The 19,121-nt window shown below is 64.1% G+C and carries 18 protein-coding genes and 1 pseudogene; 16 read left to right on the top strand and 3 right to left on the bottom strand.

Going from position 1 to position 19,121, the window contains the following annotated elements:
- Positions 1–1,176: 1,176 nt before the first annotated feature.
- From J7360_RS12970 to J7360_RS12980, 3 genes are all read left to right on the top strand, one after another.
- Positions 1,177–2,301, top strand: a complete 1,125-nt coding sequence (locus J7360_RS12970; protein WP_057660447.1) for a slipin family protein — start codon at positions 1,177–1,179, stop codon at positions 2,299–2,301.
- 53 nt (positions 2,302–2,354) lie between these two features.
- On the top strand, positions 2,355–3,578 hold the full coding sequence (locus tag J7360_RS12975) for an RtcB family protein (RefSeq protein ID WP_033481525.1): 1,224 nt from the start codon (positions 2,355–2,357) through the stop codon (positions 3,576–3,578).
- A gap of 222 nt (positions 3,579–3,800) precedes the next feature.
- Positions 3,801–4,652: a hypothetical protein gene (locus tag J7360_RS12980; protein WP_244667807.1), complete on the top strand. Its 852-nt coding sequence runs from the start codon at positions 3,801–3,803 to the stop codon at positions 4,650–4,652.
- 210 nt (positions 4,653–4,862) lie between these two features.
- Here the strand turns inward: J7360_RS12980 and J7360_RS12985 are convergent, their stop codons facing one another.
- On the bottom strand, positions 4,863–5,732 hold the full coding sequence (locus J7360_RS12985; protein WP_057660452.1) for an alpha/beta fold hydrolase: 870 nt from the start codon (positions 5,730–5,732) through the stop codon (positions 4,863–4,865).
- Positions 5,732–6,826, bottom strand: coding sequence for a DUF3182 family protein (locus J7360_RS12990; protein ID WP_209034013.1), 1,095 nt, complete (start codon positions 6,824–6,826; stop codon positions 5,732–5,734). The genes J7360_RS12985 and J7360_RS12990 overlap by 1 nt, the downstream gene beginning before the upstream one ends.
- 659 nt (positions 6,827–7,485) lie before the next feature.
- Between J7360_RS12990 and J7360_RS12995 the strand changes: the two genes are divergently transcribed.
- The 8 genes and pseudogenes from J7360_RS12995 (at position 7,486) to J7360_RS13030 (ending at position 13,040) form a co-directional block, all read left to right on the top strand.
- Positions 7,486–7,767: a hypothetical protein gene (locus J7360_RS12995; RefSeq protein ID WP_003486531.1), complete on the top strand. Its 282-nt coding sequence runs from the start codon at positions 7,486–7,488 to the stop codon at positions 7,765–7,767.
- 43 nt (positions 7,768–7,810) lie between these two features.
- Positions 7,811–8,086 (top strand): hypothetical protein, encoded by a 276-nt coding sequence (locus J7360_RS13000; protein WP_057660457.1) that lies wholly within the window; start codon positions 7,811–7,813, stop codon positions 8,084–8,086.
- 74 nt (positions 8,087–8,160) lie between these two features.
- On the top strand, positions 8,161–8,754 hold the full coding sequence (locus J7360_RS13005; RefSeq protein WP_209034015.1) for a DUF4142 domain-containing protein: 594 nt from the start codon (positions 8,161–8,163) through the stop codon (positions 8,752–8,754).
- 206 nt (positions 8,755–8,960) lie between these two features.
- Positions 8,961–9,848 carry a TIGR01777 family oxidoreductase gene (locus tag J7360_RS13010; RefSeq protein WP_209034018.1) on the top strand — a complete coding sequence of 296 codons (888 nt, stop codon included), beginning with the start codon at positions 8,961–8,963 and terminating at the stop codon, positions 9,846–9,848.
- 139 nt (positions 9,849–9,987) lie between these two features.
- Positions 9,988–10,386: pseudogene (locus tag J7360_RS13015) on the top strand (response regulator); the annotation flags it as partial.
- A 77-nt stretch (positions 10,387–10,463) separates the two neighbouring features.
- Positions 10,464–11,648: an ATP-binding protein gene (locus J7360_RS13020; RefSeq protein ID WP_057660604.1), complete on the top strand. Its 1,185-nt coding sequence runs from the start codon at positions 10,464–10,466 to the stop codon at positions 11,646–11,648.
- A 377-nt stretch (positions 11,649–12,025) separates the two neighbouring features.
- Positions 12,026–12,313, top strand: coding sequence for a hypothetical protein (locus tag J7360_RS13025; protein WP_057660606.1), 288 nt, complete (start codon positions 12,026–12,028; stop codon positions 12,311–12,313).
- 64 nt (positions 12,314–12,377) lie between these two features.
- On the top strand, positions 12,378–13,040 hold the full coding sequence (locus J7360_RS13030) for a DUF3313 domain-containing protein (protein WP_057660608.1): 663 nt from the start codon (positions 12,378–12,380) through the stop codon (positions 13,038–13,040).
- A gap of 474 nt (positions 13,041–13,514) precedes the next feature.
- Here J7360_RS13030 and J7360_RS13035 read toward each other — a convergent pair whose 3' ends face one another.
- On the bottom strand, positions 13,515–14,354 hold the full coding sequence (locus J7360_RS13035) for a hypothetical protein (protein WP_057660610.1): 840 nt from the start codon (positions 14,352–14,354) through the stop codon (positions 13,515–13,517).
- A gap of 243 nt (positions 14,355–14,597) precedes the next feature.
- Between J7360_RS13035 and J7360_RS13040 the strand changes: the two genes are divergently transcribed.
- From J7360_RS13040 to J7360_RS13060, 5 genes are all read left to right on the top strand, one after another.
- Entirely contained in the window at positions 14,598–16,034 is a 1,437-nt protein-coding gene (locus J7360_RS13040; protein WP_005914355.1) for a Do family serine endopeptidase, read from the top strand.
- Between the two features lie 116 nt (positions 16,035–16,150).
- Positions 16,151–16,513, top strand: a complete 363-nt coding sequence (locus tag J7360_RS13045) for a hypothetical protein (RefSeq protein ID WP_007966985.1) — start codon at positions 16,151–16,153, stop codon at positions 16,511–16,513.
- A gap of 3 nt (positions 16,514–16,516) precedes the next feature.
- Positions 16,517–17,002, top strand: coding sequence for a phage holin family protein (locus tag J7360_RS13050; RefSeq protein WP_007970119.1), 486 nt, complete (start codon positions 16,517–16,519; stop codon positions 17,000–17,002).
- Complete coding sequence (locus J7360_RS13055; RefSeq protein ID WP_057660612.1) at positions 16,999–17,385, top strand: hypothetical protein; 387 nt, start codon at positions 16,999–17,001, stop codon at positions 17,383–17,385. The genes J7360_RS13050 and J7360_RS13055 overlap by 4 nt, the downstream gene beginning before the upstream one ends.
- A 576-nt stretch (positions 17,386–17,961) precedes the next feature.
- Positions 17,962–19,068 carry an AI-2E family transporter gene (locus tag J7360_RS13060; protein ID WP_007966979.1) on the top strand — a complete coding sequence of 369 codons (1,107 nt, stop codon included), beginning with the start codon at positions 17,962–17,964 and terminating at the stop codon, positions 19,066–19,068.
- The last annotated feature ends 53 nt before the right edge of the window (positions 19,069–19,121 follow it).

Raw genomic sequence — 19,121 nt, forward strand, 5'->3', positions numbered from 1 at the left:
CGCAGGGTTGGCTCGCCTGATCCTGACTTTCGAAATCGTGTAATCGCCTGCGTCGACCATCCCACGCAATGGGTATGGCCTGCTACCGCTACGCGTTTTGATTCTGTTTCCGACCTTCGAATCGGACCACCAGACAGATAATCCGAAAAATAATTGCATAAAGTGCTTGCGTCACTAAAAAGACACGGGTAATGTTCGCGCCCTCGGCAGCCGCGCCTGCACTTTCACCCAATCGACCTCATGTTCGTGCTCAACTCCGCTACATTCAATCGACTGCCCAGCGCGCACCGCGCGGCATCGTTTGTGCGCACGAAGAAAGCAGACGTGCGCATCACCTTCTTCGACTGATGTCCTGACAAGGAGATCGGTCACCCGATCTCCGAGGCAAGCGAACGCCCTCGGATGCTGCATCCGGGGGCGTTTTCGTTATGCGTTCGCACCGATTCTTGCGGATGACCTTCCGGGCACCAGGGCACTGATCGCCCGACAGCACGGACGTTGCATGCGAGCACGGCGCGAAAGCGCCGGGCACGGGTGGGGCGTGGTCATGCGCATACAAGAATTACCGTCCGAATAAGACGGTAATCGGAAACATGGCGGAAGATATTCAGCGGCCTGGAGTTTATTCCAGCTGGTGCGCGCGGCGATGCCGTGGCGTATACCGAACTCTTTCTCATGTTTCTCGTTACGGGTATCGGCTCCTGGTGGAGCGGCGGCGAAGGCCGAAGGCCTGGTTCAATTCCAGAATACCCACATTGGATAGCTCAATTGGTAGAGCAGCAGATTTGTAATCTGTTAGTCGCGGGTTCGAATCCCGCTCCATGCATGACCTCCCGGTCATTCCACGGGACGCAAGTCCCTTACGGAAACGCCCATGCCGCAGGCAAACAGGCACCCATCGCCTAACCACCTGTAGCAGCGGCGGCCTTGCCGGGCCCTTGCCCTGAACGCGCGTGCTCCGCCGTTCGCGACCGCGACGCAGCACATCGCACCGCGGCAGTCACGCACTTGCAGGCGCCAACAGCGCATTGCGCCCCGCACGGCCGCCGTCACCGGCGTTTCCACCTTTCAACGCCGCGTTGCATCGGCACACGTTCCGCCAGCAGTCCGATCCGGGCGGCGGGACGGCTGTCGCCCCGGATCGGGCCACCAGAGCCAAACCTAAGGAGAAGTGCCATGTTCTGGACCAAGCGGGTCGTGATCGGTGACGGCGAGCGCGGCCTGGTGTATCGAAACCGTCGGTTCGAGCGCGTGCTCGTCCCCGGCGTCTACCGCCTGTTCGACCCGTTGGGTCGCAGCGAGGTCATTGTCCACGCCATCACGCAAGGCGCCTACGTGGGCCGCGATGCAGAGATGCTGATCGACACGCTCGGCAGCACCCTGCCGCAACACTTCGTGCCGGCCGACATCGGCACCGCGCAGGTCGGCTTGCTGATCCGCAACTGCAAGCTCGACGACGTGCTGCCGCCGGGCACGCGCACGCTGTACTGGCGTGGGCCGGCGGCAATCGAGGTGCAGACCCTGCCATTGGGCGATGGGCTGCAGGTGCCCACCGATGTGCAACGCTGGCTGCGTCAGCTCGGCACGCTGTCGCGCGTGGCGGTCTGCATGGACGTGCCGGCCGAGTCGCAGGGGCTGGTGTTCGTCGACGGCAAGCTGGTTGCACCGTTCGGGCCGGGGGCGTATGCGTTCTGGAATTTCCAGAAGAACATCGCCACCGACGTGATCGATCTGCGCGTGCAGTCGGTCGAAGTGTCCGGGCAGGAGCTGTTGACGCGCGACAAGGTGTCGTTGCGGGTCAACCTGGCCGCCAGCATGCGCGTCACCGATCCGGTGGCGATGCGCACGCGCGTGGCCAAGGCCGGCGATTACCTGTATCGCGAGTTGCAGTACGGCTTGCGGCGCGCGGTCTCGGCCAAGACGCTGGACGAGTTATTGGGCGACAAGGCCTGCCTGGATGCAGACATCTTCGGGTATGTGCGGGGCAGCGTGAGCGGCTTCGGCATCGAGGTGCTGGGCGTCGGCGTCAAGGACGTGATCCTGCCGGGCGAGATGCGCGAGATCCTCAACGCGGTCGTGCAGGCGGAGAAGCAGGCGCAAGCCAACGTCATCCGTCGGCGCGAAGAGGCCAATGCCACGCGCTCGTTGCTCAACACCGCCAAGTTGATCGAGGACAGCCCGGTGCTGATGCGTTTGAAGGAACTGGAGGCGCTGGAAAAGGTCACCGAAAAGATCGACAAGCTCACCGTGTTCGGCGGCCTGGATGGCGTGCTGAAGCAATTGGTGACGATCAGGCAATGAGGTAGCGCGTGGCGGAAGGATCTGCCACGCACTGCCGCAAGGGAATGACAACAATGAGTACATCGCAACACTTTGAATTTCTGCACGCCGAAGGCAGCACCACCCCGATCAAGGGCTGGGTGCGCGGCGTGCCCTTGGAAGAACAGGCACATGCGCAGCTGCGCAATATCGCGGCGGTACCGTTTGTCGGTCCGTGGGTCGCGGTGATGCCAGACGTGCATCTGGGCAAGGGCGCAACCGTGGGCTCGGTGATTCCGACCCGTGGCGCCATCATCCCGGCGGCGGTCGGCGTGGATATCGGCTGCGGCATGGCTGCAGTGCGCACCACACTGCGCGCTAACGACCTGCCCGACAATCTGGCGCAGTTGCGCGCCAGCATCGAGCGCAGCGTACCGGTGGGCAACGGCCGTGGCGGCGAGCATCGCAAGCTGCCGGACAGCATTGAGACCCGCATTGCGCAGTCCGGGCTGGTGCAGCGCCTGGATGCGATCAAGCAGCAGCACAAGCGCATCCGTACCGACAAGCTGGACTGCCAGATCGGCACGCTGGGCGGCGGCAACCATTTCATCGAGATCTGCCTGGACGAAACCGATGCGGTTTGGGTGATGCTGCACAGCGGTTCGCGCGGCACCGGCAACCTGATCGGCACGTACTTCATCGAGCGCGCGCGTGAGCAACTGGCGCATCGCGTGCTGGGTTTCCATCTGCCCGACAAGGACCTGGCCTTCTTCATGCAGGGCGAGCCATTGTTCGACGAGTACGTCGAAGCGGTGTCGTGGGCGCAGGATTACGCCCGCGAGAATCGCGAGGCAATGATGGCGCGCGTGCTGGCCGAGATGCGTCACCGCTTGCCGAAGTTCCAGCTGGAAAAGCTCGCAGTCAATTGCCACCACAACTACGTGCAGAAGGAGACGCACGCTGGTGAGGAACTGTTGATCACCCGCAAGGGCGCAGTGAGCGCTCGTGCCGGCGAGTTGGGCATCATTCCGGGCAGCATGGGCACGCGCAGCTACATTGTGCGCGGGTTGGGCAACGCCGATAGTTTCCACAGCTGCAGCCATGGCGCAGGGCGTGTGATGAGCAGGACCGCTGCACGCGCGCAGATCACCCTGGCACAGCATCGTCAGGCCACCGCACATGTGGAATGCCGCAAGGACGCGGCAGTGATCGATGAGTCGCCTGCGGCGTACAAGTCCATCGATGCGGTGATGGCCGCGCAGCAGGATCTGGTCGAGGTGCTGCACACCTTGCGCCAGGTGGTGTGCATCAAGGGATAGATGTCCATCGTGGAATGGAAGAGGGCCGCAGTAGCGGCCCTTTTTTGTTGCAGACCGCTGCGGGCGCGGTTGAGCAACCTCATCCGCACTGCATCGCATAGTTCAGTCATGTCGCGATGGCGCTCACATCAAAGCACGCGCGTTTCACTCTTTCGACGCCATCGTGGCGCCTCATTCGCGGTCTGATCTACAGGGCGCATCCATCAGATAACCGGAGGCGGTATGAGCAATCTCGACAAGCAGGAACGCAAGGAAGAAGCAAGGGACTTGAACCGCGACCCCATCTCCGGTGCGCCCGGTTCGCATCCGGTCGGCGTCGGTGTGGGCGGCATCGCCGGCGGTGCAGCGGCAGGCGCGCTCGCAGGCACGGTGTTCGGGCCGCTCGGCACCTTGATCGGTGCAGCGGCCGGCGTGGTTGCTGGCGCTGCGGCTGGCAAAGGCGTGGCCGAACGGCTCGACCCCACTGTGGAGACCGAATACTGGCACCAGGAACACCGCAACCGCCCTTACTACAAGGAAGGCACCGACTACGATCGCGACTACGCAACCGTCTACGGATTCGGTCTGCAGGCACGTGAGACCCGCCCCACCAGCACGTGGGAAGAAACCGAAGCCACGTTGGCCGGCGAATGGCCGCGTAACCGCGGGCAATCGCGCCTGGAATGGGACGAAGCCCGGCTTGCAGCACGCGATGCATGGGAGCGTGCGGACCGTACCCACACTGTCTATCGCGACAGCGATACGCACTACGCAGGCCGCTTCGACAGCGCCAGCTACCGCGATGCCGACTATTCCTATGACGACTATCGCCCGGCTTACCGCTATGGCATGCAGGCGCGCCAGCAGCACGCCGGCCGCCAGTGGGACGACCACCTGGAACGCGATCTAGGCGATGGCTGGGATCGCTTCAAGGCAAATTCACGCCTGAGCTGGGAAAAGGCCAAGCACGCGGTGCGCGAAGCGTTCGATTCGGAGCATCACGATGCCGCCGCGCGTCACCCCAGCCGACCCGCGCGTTTAAAGCGTGACCGCCGCGGCGCTGTAATAAACGCCGCGGCGAGCGCAACGCGTTGAACCAGGGCGGGCCCGTTGGGGCCCGTTTTTCGTGGTGGAGCGATGCAAGTTCCATTGCTCGCTCGGCGGCACTCAAGGCGCATCGGTGCGACGTGCATTCCAGGTTGAGCAACCCACACGACAGTCCACGCGCGCTCGGCATCAACAAGCCGATGAGGCGACGCATGCACGACCCCATCGACCTTGCACGCGCCACCTCGTCCCGGACAGCTAACCTGCGGTCTTCTCCACCGCACGGATGTCGCCACGAAATACCGGAGTGGCCTGTTCCAATGAGGTCGCAGCAGTGCCTTGCTGATCCTTGAGCAGCTGCTTGCGCGTGGCCACCACTTCCTTGGCCAATGCGATCCGGCGGCCCACGACCATTTCGGTCAGCCAGTCGATCAGTGCACGCGTGTATTGCTGCTGGTGTTCCTTGATGCTGAGCGCATGGTCCGCGCCCGCGATGACGCGCGATGTGAGCGAACGCGCCTGCACGAACGCTTGCGCATAGTTGTGCAGCACCGGCTGCGGCACGATCACATCGTGTTCGGCTTCGACCAACAGCACATCGCCCTTGTATTCGGCGCAGGCGGCCAGGGCGATGTTATCGGCTGGATGCAGGCGCTGCTGGCGGTACGCCATCAGGTCCGGGTCGGCGTTCAGGCTGACCTTGGGTTGGTCCCAGTGGGCGTCCTTGTAGAGCGCAGGCGATCGCAACGCCAGCCATTCCACCGGGCGCTCGCGCGTCAGCAATGCCGACAAATAGCCCCCGTAACTCAGGCCGACCACTGCGATCGACTGCGCATCCACGTGCGGCAGGCTCGCCAATTGATCGTACGCGGCCTTGATGTCGTCCAGGTTCTGCGCACGTGTCACGGTCTGGCGCATCGATGCATAACCCTCATGCCCACGCAGATCGAAGGTCATGCAGATGCAGCCCAGGCCTGCTGCCTCGCGCGCACGTACCAGGCTGTGGTGTTGGCTGCCGCCCCAGCCGTGCACGAACAACACTGCAGGCATGCCTGAGGGCGTGAGCAAGGTGCCACTGAGTGCGTCCTTGCCGACCGGAATGTCGATACTGGAAAGTTTGGCTTCCATTACGTCGCAGAGATCCTCCTGTATTTGTAACGCGGCCCAGGGCCGGGTTGGGCTGCGCGGTAGTAGACCTGCGCATCGGTCGGCGGCTCGCCCGCATAGATCTCGTGAGTGGACGCACTGACCCACTGCAATGCGGGATCTTGCTGAAAGGCGGCAATCGCAGCGAGTTCGGCCGGGGTTGCGCCCCCGATTCGCCAGGATTGTTCCAGTACGCCGCAGACCGGGACGTCGCCCGCATCCTGACCGCTGACCACATCGTAGTTGCGGCGGGAAATCTGCAGCTCAGGATAAGCCGCGGTGATGCCTCGATCGTAGCTGCACGCCTGTTCGACCACCCGCCGCTCGAGCGATGGCAAGGCGGTCGCCATCAATGCCTCTAACGACCCGCGGTAGACGCGCAACGACGAGCCGCCGTAGACATCGCTGCCGTCCGCATTGGACACGCTGCATTGCGTGCCGTAGTACGCAATCTGGACGCCAGCAAGACACAACTCGCCCACGCTGTGCGTCATTGGCTGCAAGATATTGCGCTCAAGCACGCCGCCATGCGTGCCTAGATAGGTGTCGGGCAGGCTGTCCAGCACCTGCGTCAGCTGCCATGCATCGGCAATGCGCCACTGGTCGTTGCCACCCACGCCGGTGGGTAGCTTCAGGCGCACGTCTCCGCCGCCAGACAGCGCCTCGAACGCATACAACGCATCGGGGCGAGAAAACGCGGTGTAGCCCGGCAGCGTGGCGGGAATCAGTGATATGGCTAGCGCCTGATCCCAGCCCGCCGTGCGTGCCGCATCGGCGCAAATCAGTGGGTGACCGATGACCTTGGTCGCCAAAAACGCATGCGGCACGATACCGCCGAGCAGGTCGCCGGCGCCGTGGATACCAAGTTCGCGTGCTTGTGCGGTGGTGAGCGTGTCATCGGGAACATGGAACGTTCCAGCTTCGACGACGCCATGGCCGGCGACGCCGGCATCGCGCACGCCCAGCAAACGCGCAATTTCGCGACACACCCAGGCATGTGTCGCCCGCTCATGGCCATGCTCGGGCACCCGGCGCGTGGCATGCCCAAGCACCTGCCGGTAGTGCATCTGTGACATGACCTCTCCCTGCGGCTTGATCGCGCTTCGTTGCTGGCCTCGGTCGCAGCTGAGGGACGTGTCGTGGAGCGGGCGTGCCGGAGCCTTACTTCAGTGCCAGATACAAGCCAAGCACAATCACGAACACCACGATCAAACTGATGGCGATACGCCCGCCGCGCAGCTCCAACAAAGCGTGCCACCACACGCGGGCTTCAGGTGTGCCGCTTGCATGATGCGGCTTACGGCTACTGGTCTCGCTGTCCTGCATCCTGGGTACTCTCGCTCCATTACGTCGCCGCTTACCTTAATGATCAGACGTTACATAAGTGTGGAGCGGTTCAGAATCTTCCGTGAAATGCGGCGCTGCAAAGGCGATTTTCGCCTGATCGGCGATCACGTGCGGGGTCGAAGGTGGTCGGGTGCCCTGCTGTCGTGACATCGGAACGCGTACGAGACCAGCGCGTTGCTTCGACAACGCGATTACAGACGCGTCGCGTGATGCGCGTTGACCACATGCGCGCGCCTGCATGCGTCGCGTGTAAATGCACTCAAACAATCTGACCAATTAAGCGTGCAAGCCGCCGAAGTGCTGCAATGGTCGGGTTCGATGATCAATCGTTGACATACCCGCAGTTACCCTGCAGGTCAAGTTTGTTTATACCGGAACACCCCAAGTCATGAGCAGAGATCCATCCGTCATCGATGTACAGGCCGAAATCGCGCATTGGCAGGCGCGGCATGCCCAGGGCAACCTCGGCGCAGGCAAGTTCAGCGAGTTGTCCCCGGTGGTGAAAATGGCCTGCGATATCTATCTGCAAGCCCCGCGTTCGAGCGACCAGGAACGTCTGCGCCTGTTCCGTGACCGCCTGGAGCACCACTTCATTTCATCCAGCACGCAGTCCAACTACGAACAGTTGGCAACCGATTGCTGGCAGCGCTTGGGCGCACGCAATAGTTGAGTCCGCAGTACCCAGCAAGACCTGTTTTTCATTGGAGATCGTCATGAAAACCCCGTATCAAGTGCAGCAGGAGCTGGAACGACTGGAGCGGTTGGTGCCGCACATCGTCAGCGACCAGGGCGACCGCGCGGAGGAAATCCTTGGCTTCCACGTCGCCAGTCTGTTGGGCAGCGCGCCGGTCAGCGAACACGCGTTGATTCGCGAACGCACCGCCCGCATGGCGCGTACCTGCCGCAGCGCACAGGATGCCGTCCACGCACCCAAGGCGCCTGCCAGGCCACTGGGCATGTCGCCCGTTGCCCAGCCGCAGTGGGCCTGACCGACCTCCCGGAGCCGCCTAGCGGCTCCTTTGCATTCCAACGTCGGCAATTGCCGATTCATTCCAGGATCTTCATGAAATTCACGCTTATCACCGCTTCGCTGTTGGCCATGCTCTCTCTGACTGCCTGCGATCGCCCCGGCGGCGATGCGTCGCGCACCGCGCCAGCGGTGTCGCCCGAGCCGACGGCTGCGCCCGTCAGCGGCAGCGGCGCGACCGAGTTGGCCAAGGGCGATAGCGCAGTGCTGGGCGTGCTGGCAGCAATCGACGACAACGAGATCGCACTCGCCAAGCAGGCCATCGCACAGGATCTGGGCGGTGCCACCGGCGAGTTCGCGCAGCAGATGCTGCACGACCACGAAGCCAACCTTGAAAAGACCACGTCGCTTGGCGCGACCGAGAGCCCGCGCGCACAGGCCATGCGCGCCAAGGGCAAGGCGGCAGTGGACGCGCTGTCCAAGACGCTGACCTTGCGGGACGGCAAGGATGCGTACCGCAATGCATTCATGCGTAACATGGTCATCGACCATGGCGACACCATCAAGATCATCGATTCGGAACTGCTGCCCGCCGCCGAAAGCGCGCCGGTCAAGCAGCATCTGGAAGAGACGCGCCGCGTGGTGTCGGCGCATTTCGAACGTGCCCACGCAGTGTCGTCTTCCAAGTAGGCAGCTGATCGAGCGCTCAGCCTGCAAACGCGCCGGCCAGTCCGGCGCGTTTGCGTTTGATAGGCAGCACACGCCGCTGCCGTCCAGGTAGCTGCGCCACGCCGCAAGCTGGCGGCGCAGCGCACAGCCGCATGCCCGTGCCAGCTTCACCTCGCTTGGCGGGATCCTGGCCTATCGTGCCGCATCGATTCGGCCAGGAGCCCTGCATGCATCTGCTCATTACCGGCGGCACCGGCTTTATTGGACAGGCCTTGTTCCCGGCATTGCTGCAGGCCGGCCATCAGGTCAGCGTGCTGACCCGCGATCCGTACCGCGCCACGCGCAGCTTGCCGGGCATCACCGCAGTACACACACTGGACGGGGTCAAGGCCGATGCGGTCATCAACCTGGCTGGCGAGCCGCTGGCCGCCGGCCGCTGGACCGACGCCCGCAAGCAGCGCTTCCGCCAATCGCGCCTGGGCATCACGCGCCAATTGCAGGCCTGGATCGCGCAGCAGCCGGCCGCGCAACGCCCCTCGGTACTGATTTCCGGCTCGGCGGTGGGCTACTACGGCGAACGTGGCGATACTGCGTTGACCGAAGCCGAGCCCGCCGGCGATGACTTTTCCGCGGTGCTGTGCCGCGACTGGGAAGCCGAAGCCAACACCATCGCCGCACTCGGCCCGCGGGTGAGCTGGGTGCGCACCGGGATCGTGCTGGATCGCGATGGCGGCGCGCTGGCCCGCATGCTGCCGGCATTCCGATTCGGCGGCGGTGGACCGTTCGGCGATGGCAGGCACTGGATGAGCTGGATCCACCGCGCCGATATGGTCGCGCTCTTGCTGTGGTTGCTGCAGCAAGGCCAGCCTGGCGCCTACAACGCGACGGCGCCCAATCCGGTGACCAATGCCGACTTCGCACGCACGCTGGCCCAGGTGCTGCACCGCCCCGCCCTGTTGGCATTGCCGGGCGGTTTGCTGCGGCTGGGCTTCGGCGAGATGGCCGACCTGCTGCTGATCAGCCAGCGCGTGCTGCCGCAGCGCGCGCTCGATGCCGGCTTCCGCTTTCAGTACCTCCACCTGGACGCTGCGCTGCGCGCCATCCTGCAGCGCTGAGCGGGCCTGACCAAACGGGACCGAACGGCATGCATGGCCTGGCCTGTGTGCGGTTCGGCCATGCACTAATATTTGCCCAAACTTCATCACCGACAGTGCTGCGGATCTCGGACTGAACCCTGCGCACGGCAGCACACCCATGCATCTGCTCCTCGTCGAAGACGACACCATGCTGGCCAGCGCCATCTGCGACGGTGTGCGTCAGCAGTCATGGACCGTCGATCATGTCGGTCATGCCAATGCCGCCAAGACGGTGCTGGTGGACCACCGCTACAGTGCGGTATTGCTGGATATCGGCCTGCCGGGCGAGTCCGGGCTGAGCGTGATCCGGTTCATGCGCAGCCACTACGATGCCACCCCGGTGATCGCGCTGACCGCGCGTGGCCAGCTCACCGACCGCATCCGCGGTCTGGACGCCGGCGCCGACGATTATCTGGTCAAGCCGTTTCAGTTCGACGAGCTGATGGCACGGCTGCGTGCAGTCACCCGGCGCAGCCAGGGCCGCGTGGTGCCCCTGCTCAGCCACGGCGACGTCTGCCTGGCGTGCCGGACGCGTGGTCACCAAGGATCAGCTGCCGTCTATGGCCAGGGCTATATGGTCGGAAAGACCCCGGAATGAAGTCGCTGCAGGCACGCATGCTGGCGGCGCTGGCCGCGATCGTTCTGCTGAGCTGGTCCACCTCTCTGTGGATCCTGGTCGCACTGGTCACCCAGGGACATCACAGCGTGTTCGAGCAGGAACTCAACCTGCTCGGCGATCAACTGATCGCCACCTTGCCCGACGCGCTCCAGCACCGCTTCGATAGGCAGACAGAGCCGCCCGACGCGGCAGCCACGCCGACCCCGATCGGCAACCCATCCTCGCGCATGAGCGTGAAGCAGACCCTGATCGCAGTGGTGCTCAACACCGTGCAATTGGGCATCCTGGGGCTATTGATGTGGTGGGCCGTGCGGACCTCGCTGGGGCCGCTGCGCGCGTTGTCCGGCGCCATCGCGCAACGCACCGGCCTGGATACCGAGCCGGTGCCGCTGGCACAGGCGCCCGACGAAATTCGCCCGCTGATCGCTTCGTTCAACACCTTGCTGGCGCGGGTGGAACAAGCCGTCCAGGCCGAACGCGATTTCGTCGCCGATGCCGCGCACGAACTGCGCACGCCGCTCTCGGCACTGCATGCCTACGCCGAGGTCGCATTGCGCGCGCCGACACTGGACGCCAAGGACGCCGCGCTGCGCCAACTGCTGGAAACCGCGCGTCGCAGTAATCGGCTGGCCGAACAATTGCTGGATCTGGCACGACTGGATGCCGGCATCAGTTCAGCCACCTATCATCAAGTCGAAATGGGCGAGCTGATCTCGCATGTGCTGGACGAATTCAGCGTGCAGGCCGATGCGCGCCAGATGCAGCTGCAGGTTGAGGCATCGCCCTGCCTGCTGCGTTGCGATGTGGATGCAGTGGGCATTCTGATCCGCAACCTGGTCGACAACGCCATCCGCTATGGCCGCCTGCGTGGCAAGGTGGAAGTGAGCTGCGGCTATTGTTTGCGCGCTGACGTACTGCACCCCTTCTTGCAGGTCAGCGATGACGGCCCCGGTGTGCCCGAAAGCGCGCGGGCCTCTATTTTCGAGCGGTTTTATCGCGTGCCCGGCAGCACGGTACAGGGCAGTGGAATCGGGTTGTCGCTGGTCGCCGGCATTGCGCGCCTGCACGGAGCCACGATCGAAGCCGGCGACGGCAACGATGGACGCGGGCTGTGCGTCCTCGTGGTGTTTGCCGGCGACCACTCCGCCAGCGCGGCCTGAATCTGCCCGCGCTGCAGCGCGAGAGCACTCCCAAAAGCGGCTAACCAAACGACTGCGCAACCACGGGCTGGCGCGGCCGGCGCTCGGCGCGGCATGTACCAGCAGCGGCACGTGGAAGCCGCGGGTGCGCACGCACAGGCACAGTGCGACCAGCGCGAGACGGCCTATCTGACGCGTACAGTGGGGTGTGCGAGCGCCGTCCACACCCACCTGACCATTGCTCGCTCTGTTTTGGTAGTCACTCTCATGCCGACACCATTGCGTGGTGCACGGCGTATCGCGCTTTCGCCAGGTGCGCGGTCGTCGCGGTGATCCAATAAGTTCCCAAACTCGTTTGCCTACAGTGCACTCACCGCACGCATCAAGGATGCCTGGTGATGCCTCACTCGATCCGTTTCACCCAACACCTCCCCAGCGCGCTGTCGCCGGTCGTGCAGCGCGCCGCCAACGACCCCGTCGCTGCGCATCCGCTGCCACTGCCTGTCGTGTCGGAATTTCGCTGCGGCTTTACCGGCACGCGTAACCGCGACATCTGGTGCGCGTTGCCGGATATCCGCAGCGCGCGCGACACCCGCCGCCTGCAGCACTTGGCCAAGAGCGGCGTGTTGTTCGCCGCCGCAGCGGTCGTATTCGGGCTAGCGGTTGCCAGCTTTCTGATGCACTGAGCATCAGGTCACGCCAGCGCGCTGCAACTGCAACCATCCGCCTCCTTCCTACAGGTAGTTCCCCATGTCGGCTTCTTCATTCGTTCGATACTGCGCACTGGCCGTTGTCAGCGTCAGCCTGATCGGCTGCGCCAGCACCCGCCCCATGCCCTATCGCCAATTGTCATCTTCGAGCTACCTGCGGCCGCACGATGGCAGCCGCGGCGACCGCATGCCGTACGCGTATCACGGCGACGTGGATTGGTCGCGATATCGCACCGCACTGGTCGAACCGGTGAGCATTTACCGCGGCCCGGATGCGCAATTCGAAGACGTGCCCGAGCAGGACAAACGCATGCTTGCCGAGCTCATGCAACGCGAGTTCGGCGACGCAATTGGCGAGCGCTGGCAGCCCACCACCTCCATCGGGCCCGACACCTTGCGTGTGCGGCTCACCTTGACCGGCGCCAAACCCAGCAAACGGGTGCTCGGCACCTTCATGAAGGTCGATATCGGCGGCGGCTCCTACAACGCGGTGCAGGCCGCGCGTGGCAAGGAAGGCGCCTTCTCCGGCTCGGTCAGCTATGCAGTGGAAATCTTCGACGCGTCAAGCGATCGCTTGCTGGCGGCCTATGTCGAAAAGCAATACCCCAACGCAATGAACATCAAGGCCAGCCTCGGTGCTTATGACGCGGCCAAGGCAGGAATCCGCCTGGGTGCGAAACAATTTGTCGATGGCATGCGCTAGGCCTCGCTCCTTCTTGCTGCATGCGCGATGCCTGTGCCTATCGGAGTGCTCGCACGCGATTCTTTCGGGCAATGCTCTCGCGCAGTGCAGGGTCATCACCGGGTTGGCCGCTTTGCTCAGCGGCATTGCCCTCTTTTACCGGGCCATTGTTCTCCTCGTGGAGGAGAAAGTGCCACGCGGGGGTGGATGAGGTTCCCTGACAAGCTCGTCTGGTTGGTGTGGATTGGTGGCGAAGCCTCGTCTTGTTCGACAACGCGTATGGCATCGCTCCGTACCCTCAGCCCAATTCCTCTCCCGCAGGAGAGGGGCGTGAGTCAAAGCCGCTGCAACAAAAAAGCCGACGCCGTGAAAACAGCGCCGGCTTTTTCGACATTGCACATGGTTCATGGCACATGGCACATGGCGCGTGCGCTGCACGCCTCCCACGCCACCTAGCGGCCCAGGCAACTCACCCTGAGCCGCAGCGTGACAACCTCAACGCGTGACGCGCTTTGCCGCTTTTTTACCCACGGCCTTGCGCGCGGCGGTGGTCTTTGCCACGGCACGCGTGGCCGGGGTCTTGGTCACCTTGGCGGCTTTCTTCAACGCGGTCTTGGTCGCGGCCTTCTTGAGCGGGGCCTTCGTCACTGCGGCCTGCCTGGTCGCGGTTTGCTTGGCGACCGGCGCCTTCTTGGCTGCAGGCTTGGCCAAGACCTTCTTCGCTGCCGCCGGCTTGGCGGTTGCCTTCTTCGCTGCCGTGCGCGCGTTCACCGTTGCGACGGCGGTCTTGCGTGCGGCGCTCTTGGCGGCGGTCTTGGCACTCAGCGCGGCCGCTTCGGCCCTGGCATTGGCCTTGGCGGTTTCCAGCTTGCGCTTGGTATTGGCCTTGGTGTCGGTGATCTTCTTCTTGGCCGCGGCCCTGGTGCTGCTCAACTTCTGCTTGGCGGCCTGCGTGGTCGAGGTCAACGTTTGCTTGGCCGCGTCCTTGGTGGCGGTGAGCTTCTGCTTGGCGGCCTCCTTGGTGGCGACCAGCCTGTCCTTGGCAGCGTCCTTGGTAGCCGCCAGCGAGCGTTTGGTCTTGGCCACGCTGCGTTTGACTGCGGTGGCCGCAGTGCCGGCGTTCCTGGCCACGTTCTTTTCGACCTTGACCACCGCCTTGCGCGCTTTCGCCACCTGCGTCTTGACCTCTTCCACCGCCGTGCCTGCAGCCTCCTGCACGCTGGCAACCGCCTCGCTGGCGGTGCTGGCGATGGTCTCGGTCAACTCGGTGGCGGTGCTTTTTACGCTATCGACGGCGTCGGACAGGGTTGCCGTTACACCATTGCCGTTGCTCATAGACCCTCCTTAAGGGCGTCAGTGCGGGAAACTTAGGCGATGCGCGACGGCACGCAACATGCTGAACAGGCATCGGATCAAGCGGACGCTACGCCCGGCCTGTCGGGCTGTCAACGCAATCAGGGCAAGGGATGTGCGGCACTTTCACCAGCAGTTAAATTGCACGCAGGCACTCTCGTTCAGCTTGATTTACGTAGTCAGACGCCCTATTCCTCATCCACCGCGTAACCCGGAATACGTTCCATGCGACCGCTGCCTACCCTGCTGACTCTTTCGCTGGCCGCTGCCTTCGGCGGATTTGCCGCCACCGGCATCAACGCCTGGCTCGACAATCGCGCCGAAGCCACGCCCCCCAGCAACGCCGCCTTTACTCTGCCAACGGCCGCCGCATTGCCGGCGGCGGTGGCCGGCCAGCCTGTGCCGTCGCTGGCGCCGATGCTGCAGCAGGCCATGCCCGCGGTGGTGAGCGTGAACACCAAGCAGGTGGTGCGCGTCCGCAACCCGTTTTTCAACGACCCGATCCTGCGCCGGCTGTTTCCGCAGGTGCCGCAGGACCGCATCAACGAATCGCTGGGTTCGGGCGTGATCATCGACGCGCAAAAAGGGTATGTGCTGACCAATCACCATGTCATCGAAAACGCCGACGACGTGCAGGTGACGCTCGGCGACGGACGCACGGTCAAGGCCGAGTTCATCGGCTCCGATGCCGATACCGATATTGCGCTGATCCGCATCAAGGCCGACAACCTCACCGATATCAAACTGGCCGACAGCAACGCGCTACGCGTGGGCGATTTTGTGGTGGCCATCGGCAACCCGTTCGGCTTCACCCAGACCGTCACCTCCGGCATCGTCTCGGCAGTGGGGCGCAGCGGGATTCGCGGCTTGGGCTACCAGAACTTCATCCAGACCGATGCCTCGATCAACCCGGGCAACTCGGGTGGCGCGCTGGTCAACCTGCAAGGCCAGTTGGTTGGCATCAACACCGCCAGCTTCAATCCGCAAGGCAGCATGGCCGGCAATATCGGCCTTGGGCTGGCGATTCCGTCCAACCTGGCGCGCAATGTCGTCGAGCAATTGGTGACCAAGGGTGTGGTGGTGCGCGGCACGCTCGGCCTGGAGACCCAGAACCTCACCCAACAGATGCTGCAGGGCCTGGGGGTGGATTCGTTGCGCGGCGCATTGGTGACACGGGTGTTGCCGGGCTCCGCAGCGGCGGCGGCAGGCGTGCAGCCGGGCGATGTCGTGGTGGCGGCCAACGACCAGCGCGTGGACAGCGCCGAAGCGCTGCACAACTACGAAGGCCTGCAGGCGGTTGGCAGTGCGGTGACCCTGGATATCCGTCGCGATGGCAAGCCGCTCAAACTCAAGGCCACGCTGAAAGAGCAGGACCGCGCCGTCACCGGCGACATGCTGGACCCGCGCCTGACCGGCGCGACCTTCGTCGATCTCCCCGAATCGCTGCGTCAGTCGGGCATCACCGGGGTGATGGTGAGCGAGGTCAAACGTGGCGGTCGCGCTGCCGCCAACGGCCTGGTCGCCGGCGATGTGATCGTGGCCAGCAGCGTGGGCGAGTTCGCCGACCTTGCCAGCTGGCGGGCCAATTTCCAGCGTAAACCGCAGCAGCTTGTCGTGCGGATCCTGCGTGGCAACGCGCAGTACGACGCGCTGATGCGTTGACGCGATGTGTACCTGAAGTTGCTTCCACTAACGCCTCCTACACCCCCCCGATGCTATTGCTACCGCTCGACCGCACGTGAGTGGCGGCTGCCATCAATGACCGAAGGAGATATCGCATGAGCCCCACCAATACCGATCAGCTGAAGGAAAACCTGAGCGAAGCCGGCGCCCACCTGAAGTCGGCTGCAAGCGCCGCCGGCGAAGCCGTCAGGGGTGCGACCAGTGCCGCTGGCGATGAGCTCAAGCTCGGTCGCGCCAACGTCAAGGCCGAGCTGTCCGACACCGCGCTGGCCGGCATGGCCGCTGCCGAGTTCGGCGGTGCCGCTGCCAAGGAGCAGATCGACGTCCTGGTTGCCAAGGGCAATGATCTGCTGGAAAGCGCCACCGATCTGATCCGCGAGCGTCCGCTGGCCGCCTTCGGCGTCGCCTTCGCCGCTGGCTGGGTCATCGCCAAGCTGGCACGTAGCAACGACAACTAAGTCGTGAGCGATCAGGCCTCTCCCGCTGACGGAACCGACGCGCCAGACGCGCGCGCGCAAACGCCAGGACTGGACGAAAGCGTACGTGCGGTCGGCGCTGCCGGCCGTGCCACGTTGGGTTCGGCCAAGGACACCAGCCGCGCCTTGCGCCGGCTGGTGTCGGCCGACCTGCAACTGGCACGCAGCGCATTCGGGCGTGGGCTGGCCTGGGCCTGCGTGGCCGTGGTGTTCGGTGCCTCATCGTGGTTGTTGCTGGCCGGTGCCATCATCGCCCTGCTGCAGCGTGCCGGGCTGTCGTGGTTCCAGGCGATGTTTTTCACTGCGTTGGCGAGTCTGTTGGTGACCGGCATCGCGGCATGGCGCGTGTTCTTCTACTTCGACCACACCGGCATGAATGCAACGCGCCGTCAGCTCATCAAGCTCGGTATTTTCGATGACCCCGGCAAAGACGATGATGCGGCGACCCCTGCCAGTGGAGCACGTCCATGAAGTTTGGAACCTTGCGTCAACGCGTCGAACGCGCCGAATACCTGGTCGAAGGACGTGCGCAGGAAACGCGCCTGCATTGGAGCGAACTACGCCAGACCTGGCGCGCCGGGTGGTCGCCGCTACGCATCGTGACGGTGGGCTTCGGGCTGGGGTTTGTCACCGGCCGTAATGAACCGCAGGCGGCACTGGGGAGCATCGCCAGCAAGCTTAGCGGCATTCCCAAGCTTCTGCAGATGATCAGTACCCTCTCCGCGCTGTTCACCGCGCACCGTGCGCAGGAAGCCTCCGAGCAGGCCGAACGTGCGGCAGACAATGCCGAGGAAGTTGCAGCAGCCGACCCGCCGGTGACCGTGGTGCAGGTGCCGGCCGATCGCGCCGCCTGAGCGGACGGTATTCACGGCGGCCAGCGTCTTGCCAGGCCGCCGTCGTTGGCCGCAGCGCATTGGCCTGTGCAGGCATCGACACACCAGTGCCAGTTGGAATATGTGCGACCGCCGCTTGGACATGTCTCATCCTTGCGCTGCAGGCAGTACGCGCGTGCTGCGCTTGGCGACTCGTTGAAATACAACTCACGACGAACCTGCGATGCGGAGATCCGCCCTGTCTATTTCCGCTAGATAACCGCTTGCCGGTTGCTGGCGGATATCAGCTCTGAAATGCGGGATCGCGCGCCATGAATGGCTCTTTCGTCGCCAATAGCGCTGACGCCTGACGGCCATTCGCGCGCAGCAGGCGTGCGGTCGACGTTAGAAGCTTTCGGCAGGCCCTGGGAGCAGTGGCAAGCCCGCATCGACGACCGAATCTGTGCCGCGCGACCTGCACAAGGGCACATGCGGCCGAGTTCGCAAGGCTAGCCTTGCTTGCTGACATCCTGCCCACAGGCCCTGTGCGCGCCGTTGACGCATTGCGCCGATAATGGCGCACCGCTGGCAGCACGCCAGTCTGCTGCCAGGGCGCGCATGTCTCTTCCCGTCGACTCACCGGATGCCGCCACCGCGGCAGATTCGCTTCCGCCCGCACCGGCGCCCCGCCCACGCGCGCCGGCCTCGCTGGTGGTGCTGACCACGCTCGCCGTTGGTTACACGCTGTGGGCGGCGCAGACGATCATCCTTCCGATCATGCTGGCCGCGTTTTTCGCGCTGATCGGCAACCCCATCCTGCGGGGTCTGCGCAAGCTGTACATCCCGCGGTTTCTCGGTGCCCTGCTCATCCTGTGCCTTGGCCTGGCCGGTACCGTCACGCTGGCCGCGCAATTGGCCGGCCCTGCCGCCGAATGGGTGCAACAGGCACCACGGCAGATGCGCCAGATTGCGCGCGATGTGCGCGATCTGACCAAGCCGGTGATGCAGGCCAACCAGGCAGCGGAAAATTTTGCACGCGCGGCCGGTGGCGAAGGCCAGCGCGGCGTGCAGATCGTGCGCACGCAGATGGACGACCCTTACAAGGCACTGGTCCGCACCCCAAAGCTGGCGGCCTCGGTGCTGGCGGTGGTGCTGCTGACGTTCTTCTTCATGGTGTATGGCGAAAGCCTGCAGCGGCATGCGATCGCCTTGCTACCGAACCGGCAGCAGCAACGGTTCACCACCGAGATCATGCTGGACATCGAACGCGAGGTCTCCCGCTACGTGCTTACCATCAGCGTGATCAACACGCTGGTCGGGCTGGTGTTTGCCGGTATTTTGTATGTCCTGCAGATTCCTCTGCCCGAAGCGATCCTGTGGGGGACGGTGGTCGCATTGCTGAATTTCGCACCGTATGTCGGCCCGTTGATCGGCGTGATGCTGATGCTGCTGATGGGTTTTGTGGAATTCCGCACCACCTTGTCCTCGCTGCTGCCGGCGATCCTGTACCTGGCGCTGCACACCATCGAAGGCCAGGTGGTGACACCGATCGTGCTGGGCCGGCGCATGGCGATCTCACCGCTGATGCTGATCCTGGCGCTGATGCTGTTCGGCTGGCTGTGGGGCATGGTCGGCCTGCTGCTGGCGGTGCCGTTGCTGGTCTGCATCAAGATGGTGTTGAGCCGGGTGGACGGGATGCAGCGCTGGGCGCGGTTGCTTGAGTAGCCGCGAATGGGGAATTGGGAGTTGGGAATCGCAAGAGCAGAGGCGCTGCTCTA

Origin of the sequence: Xanthomonas sp. D-99 (genome assembly GCF_017746145.1) — a bacterium.
GTDB lineage: Bacteria > Pseudomonadota > Gammaproteobacteria > Xanthomonadales > Xanthomonadaceae > Xanthomonas > Xanthomonas cissicola.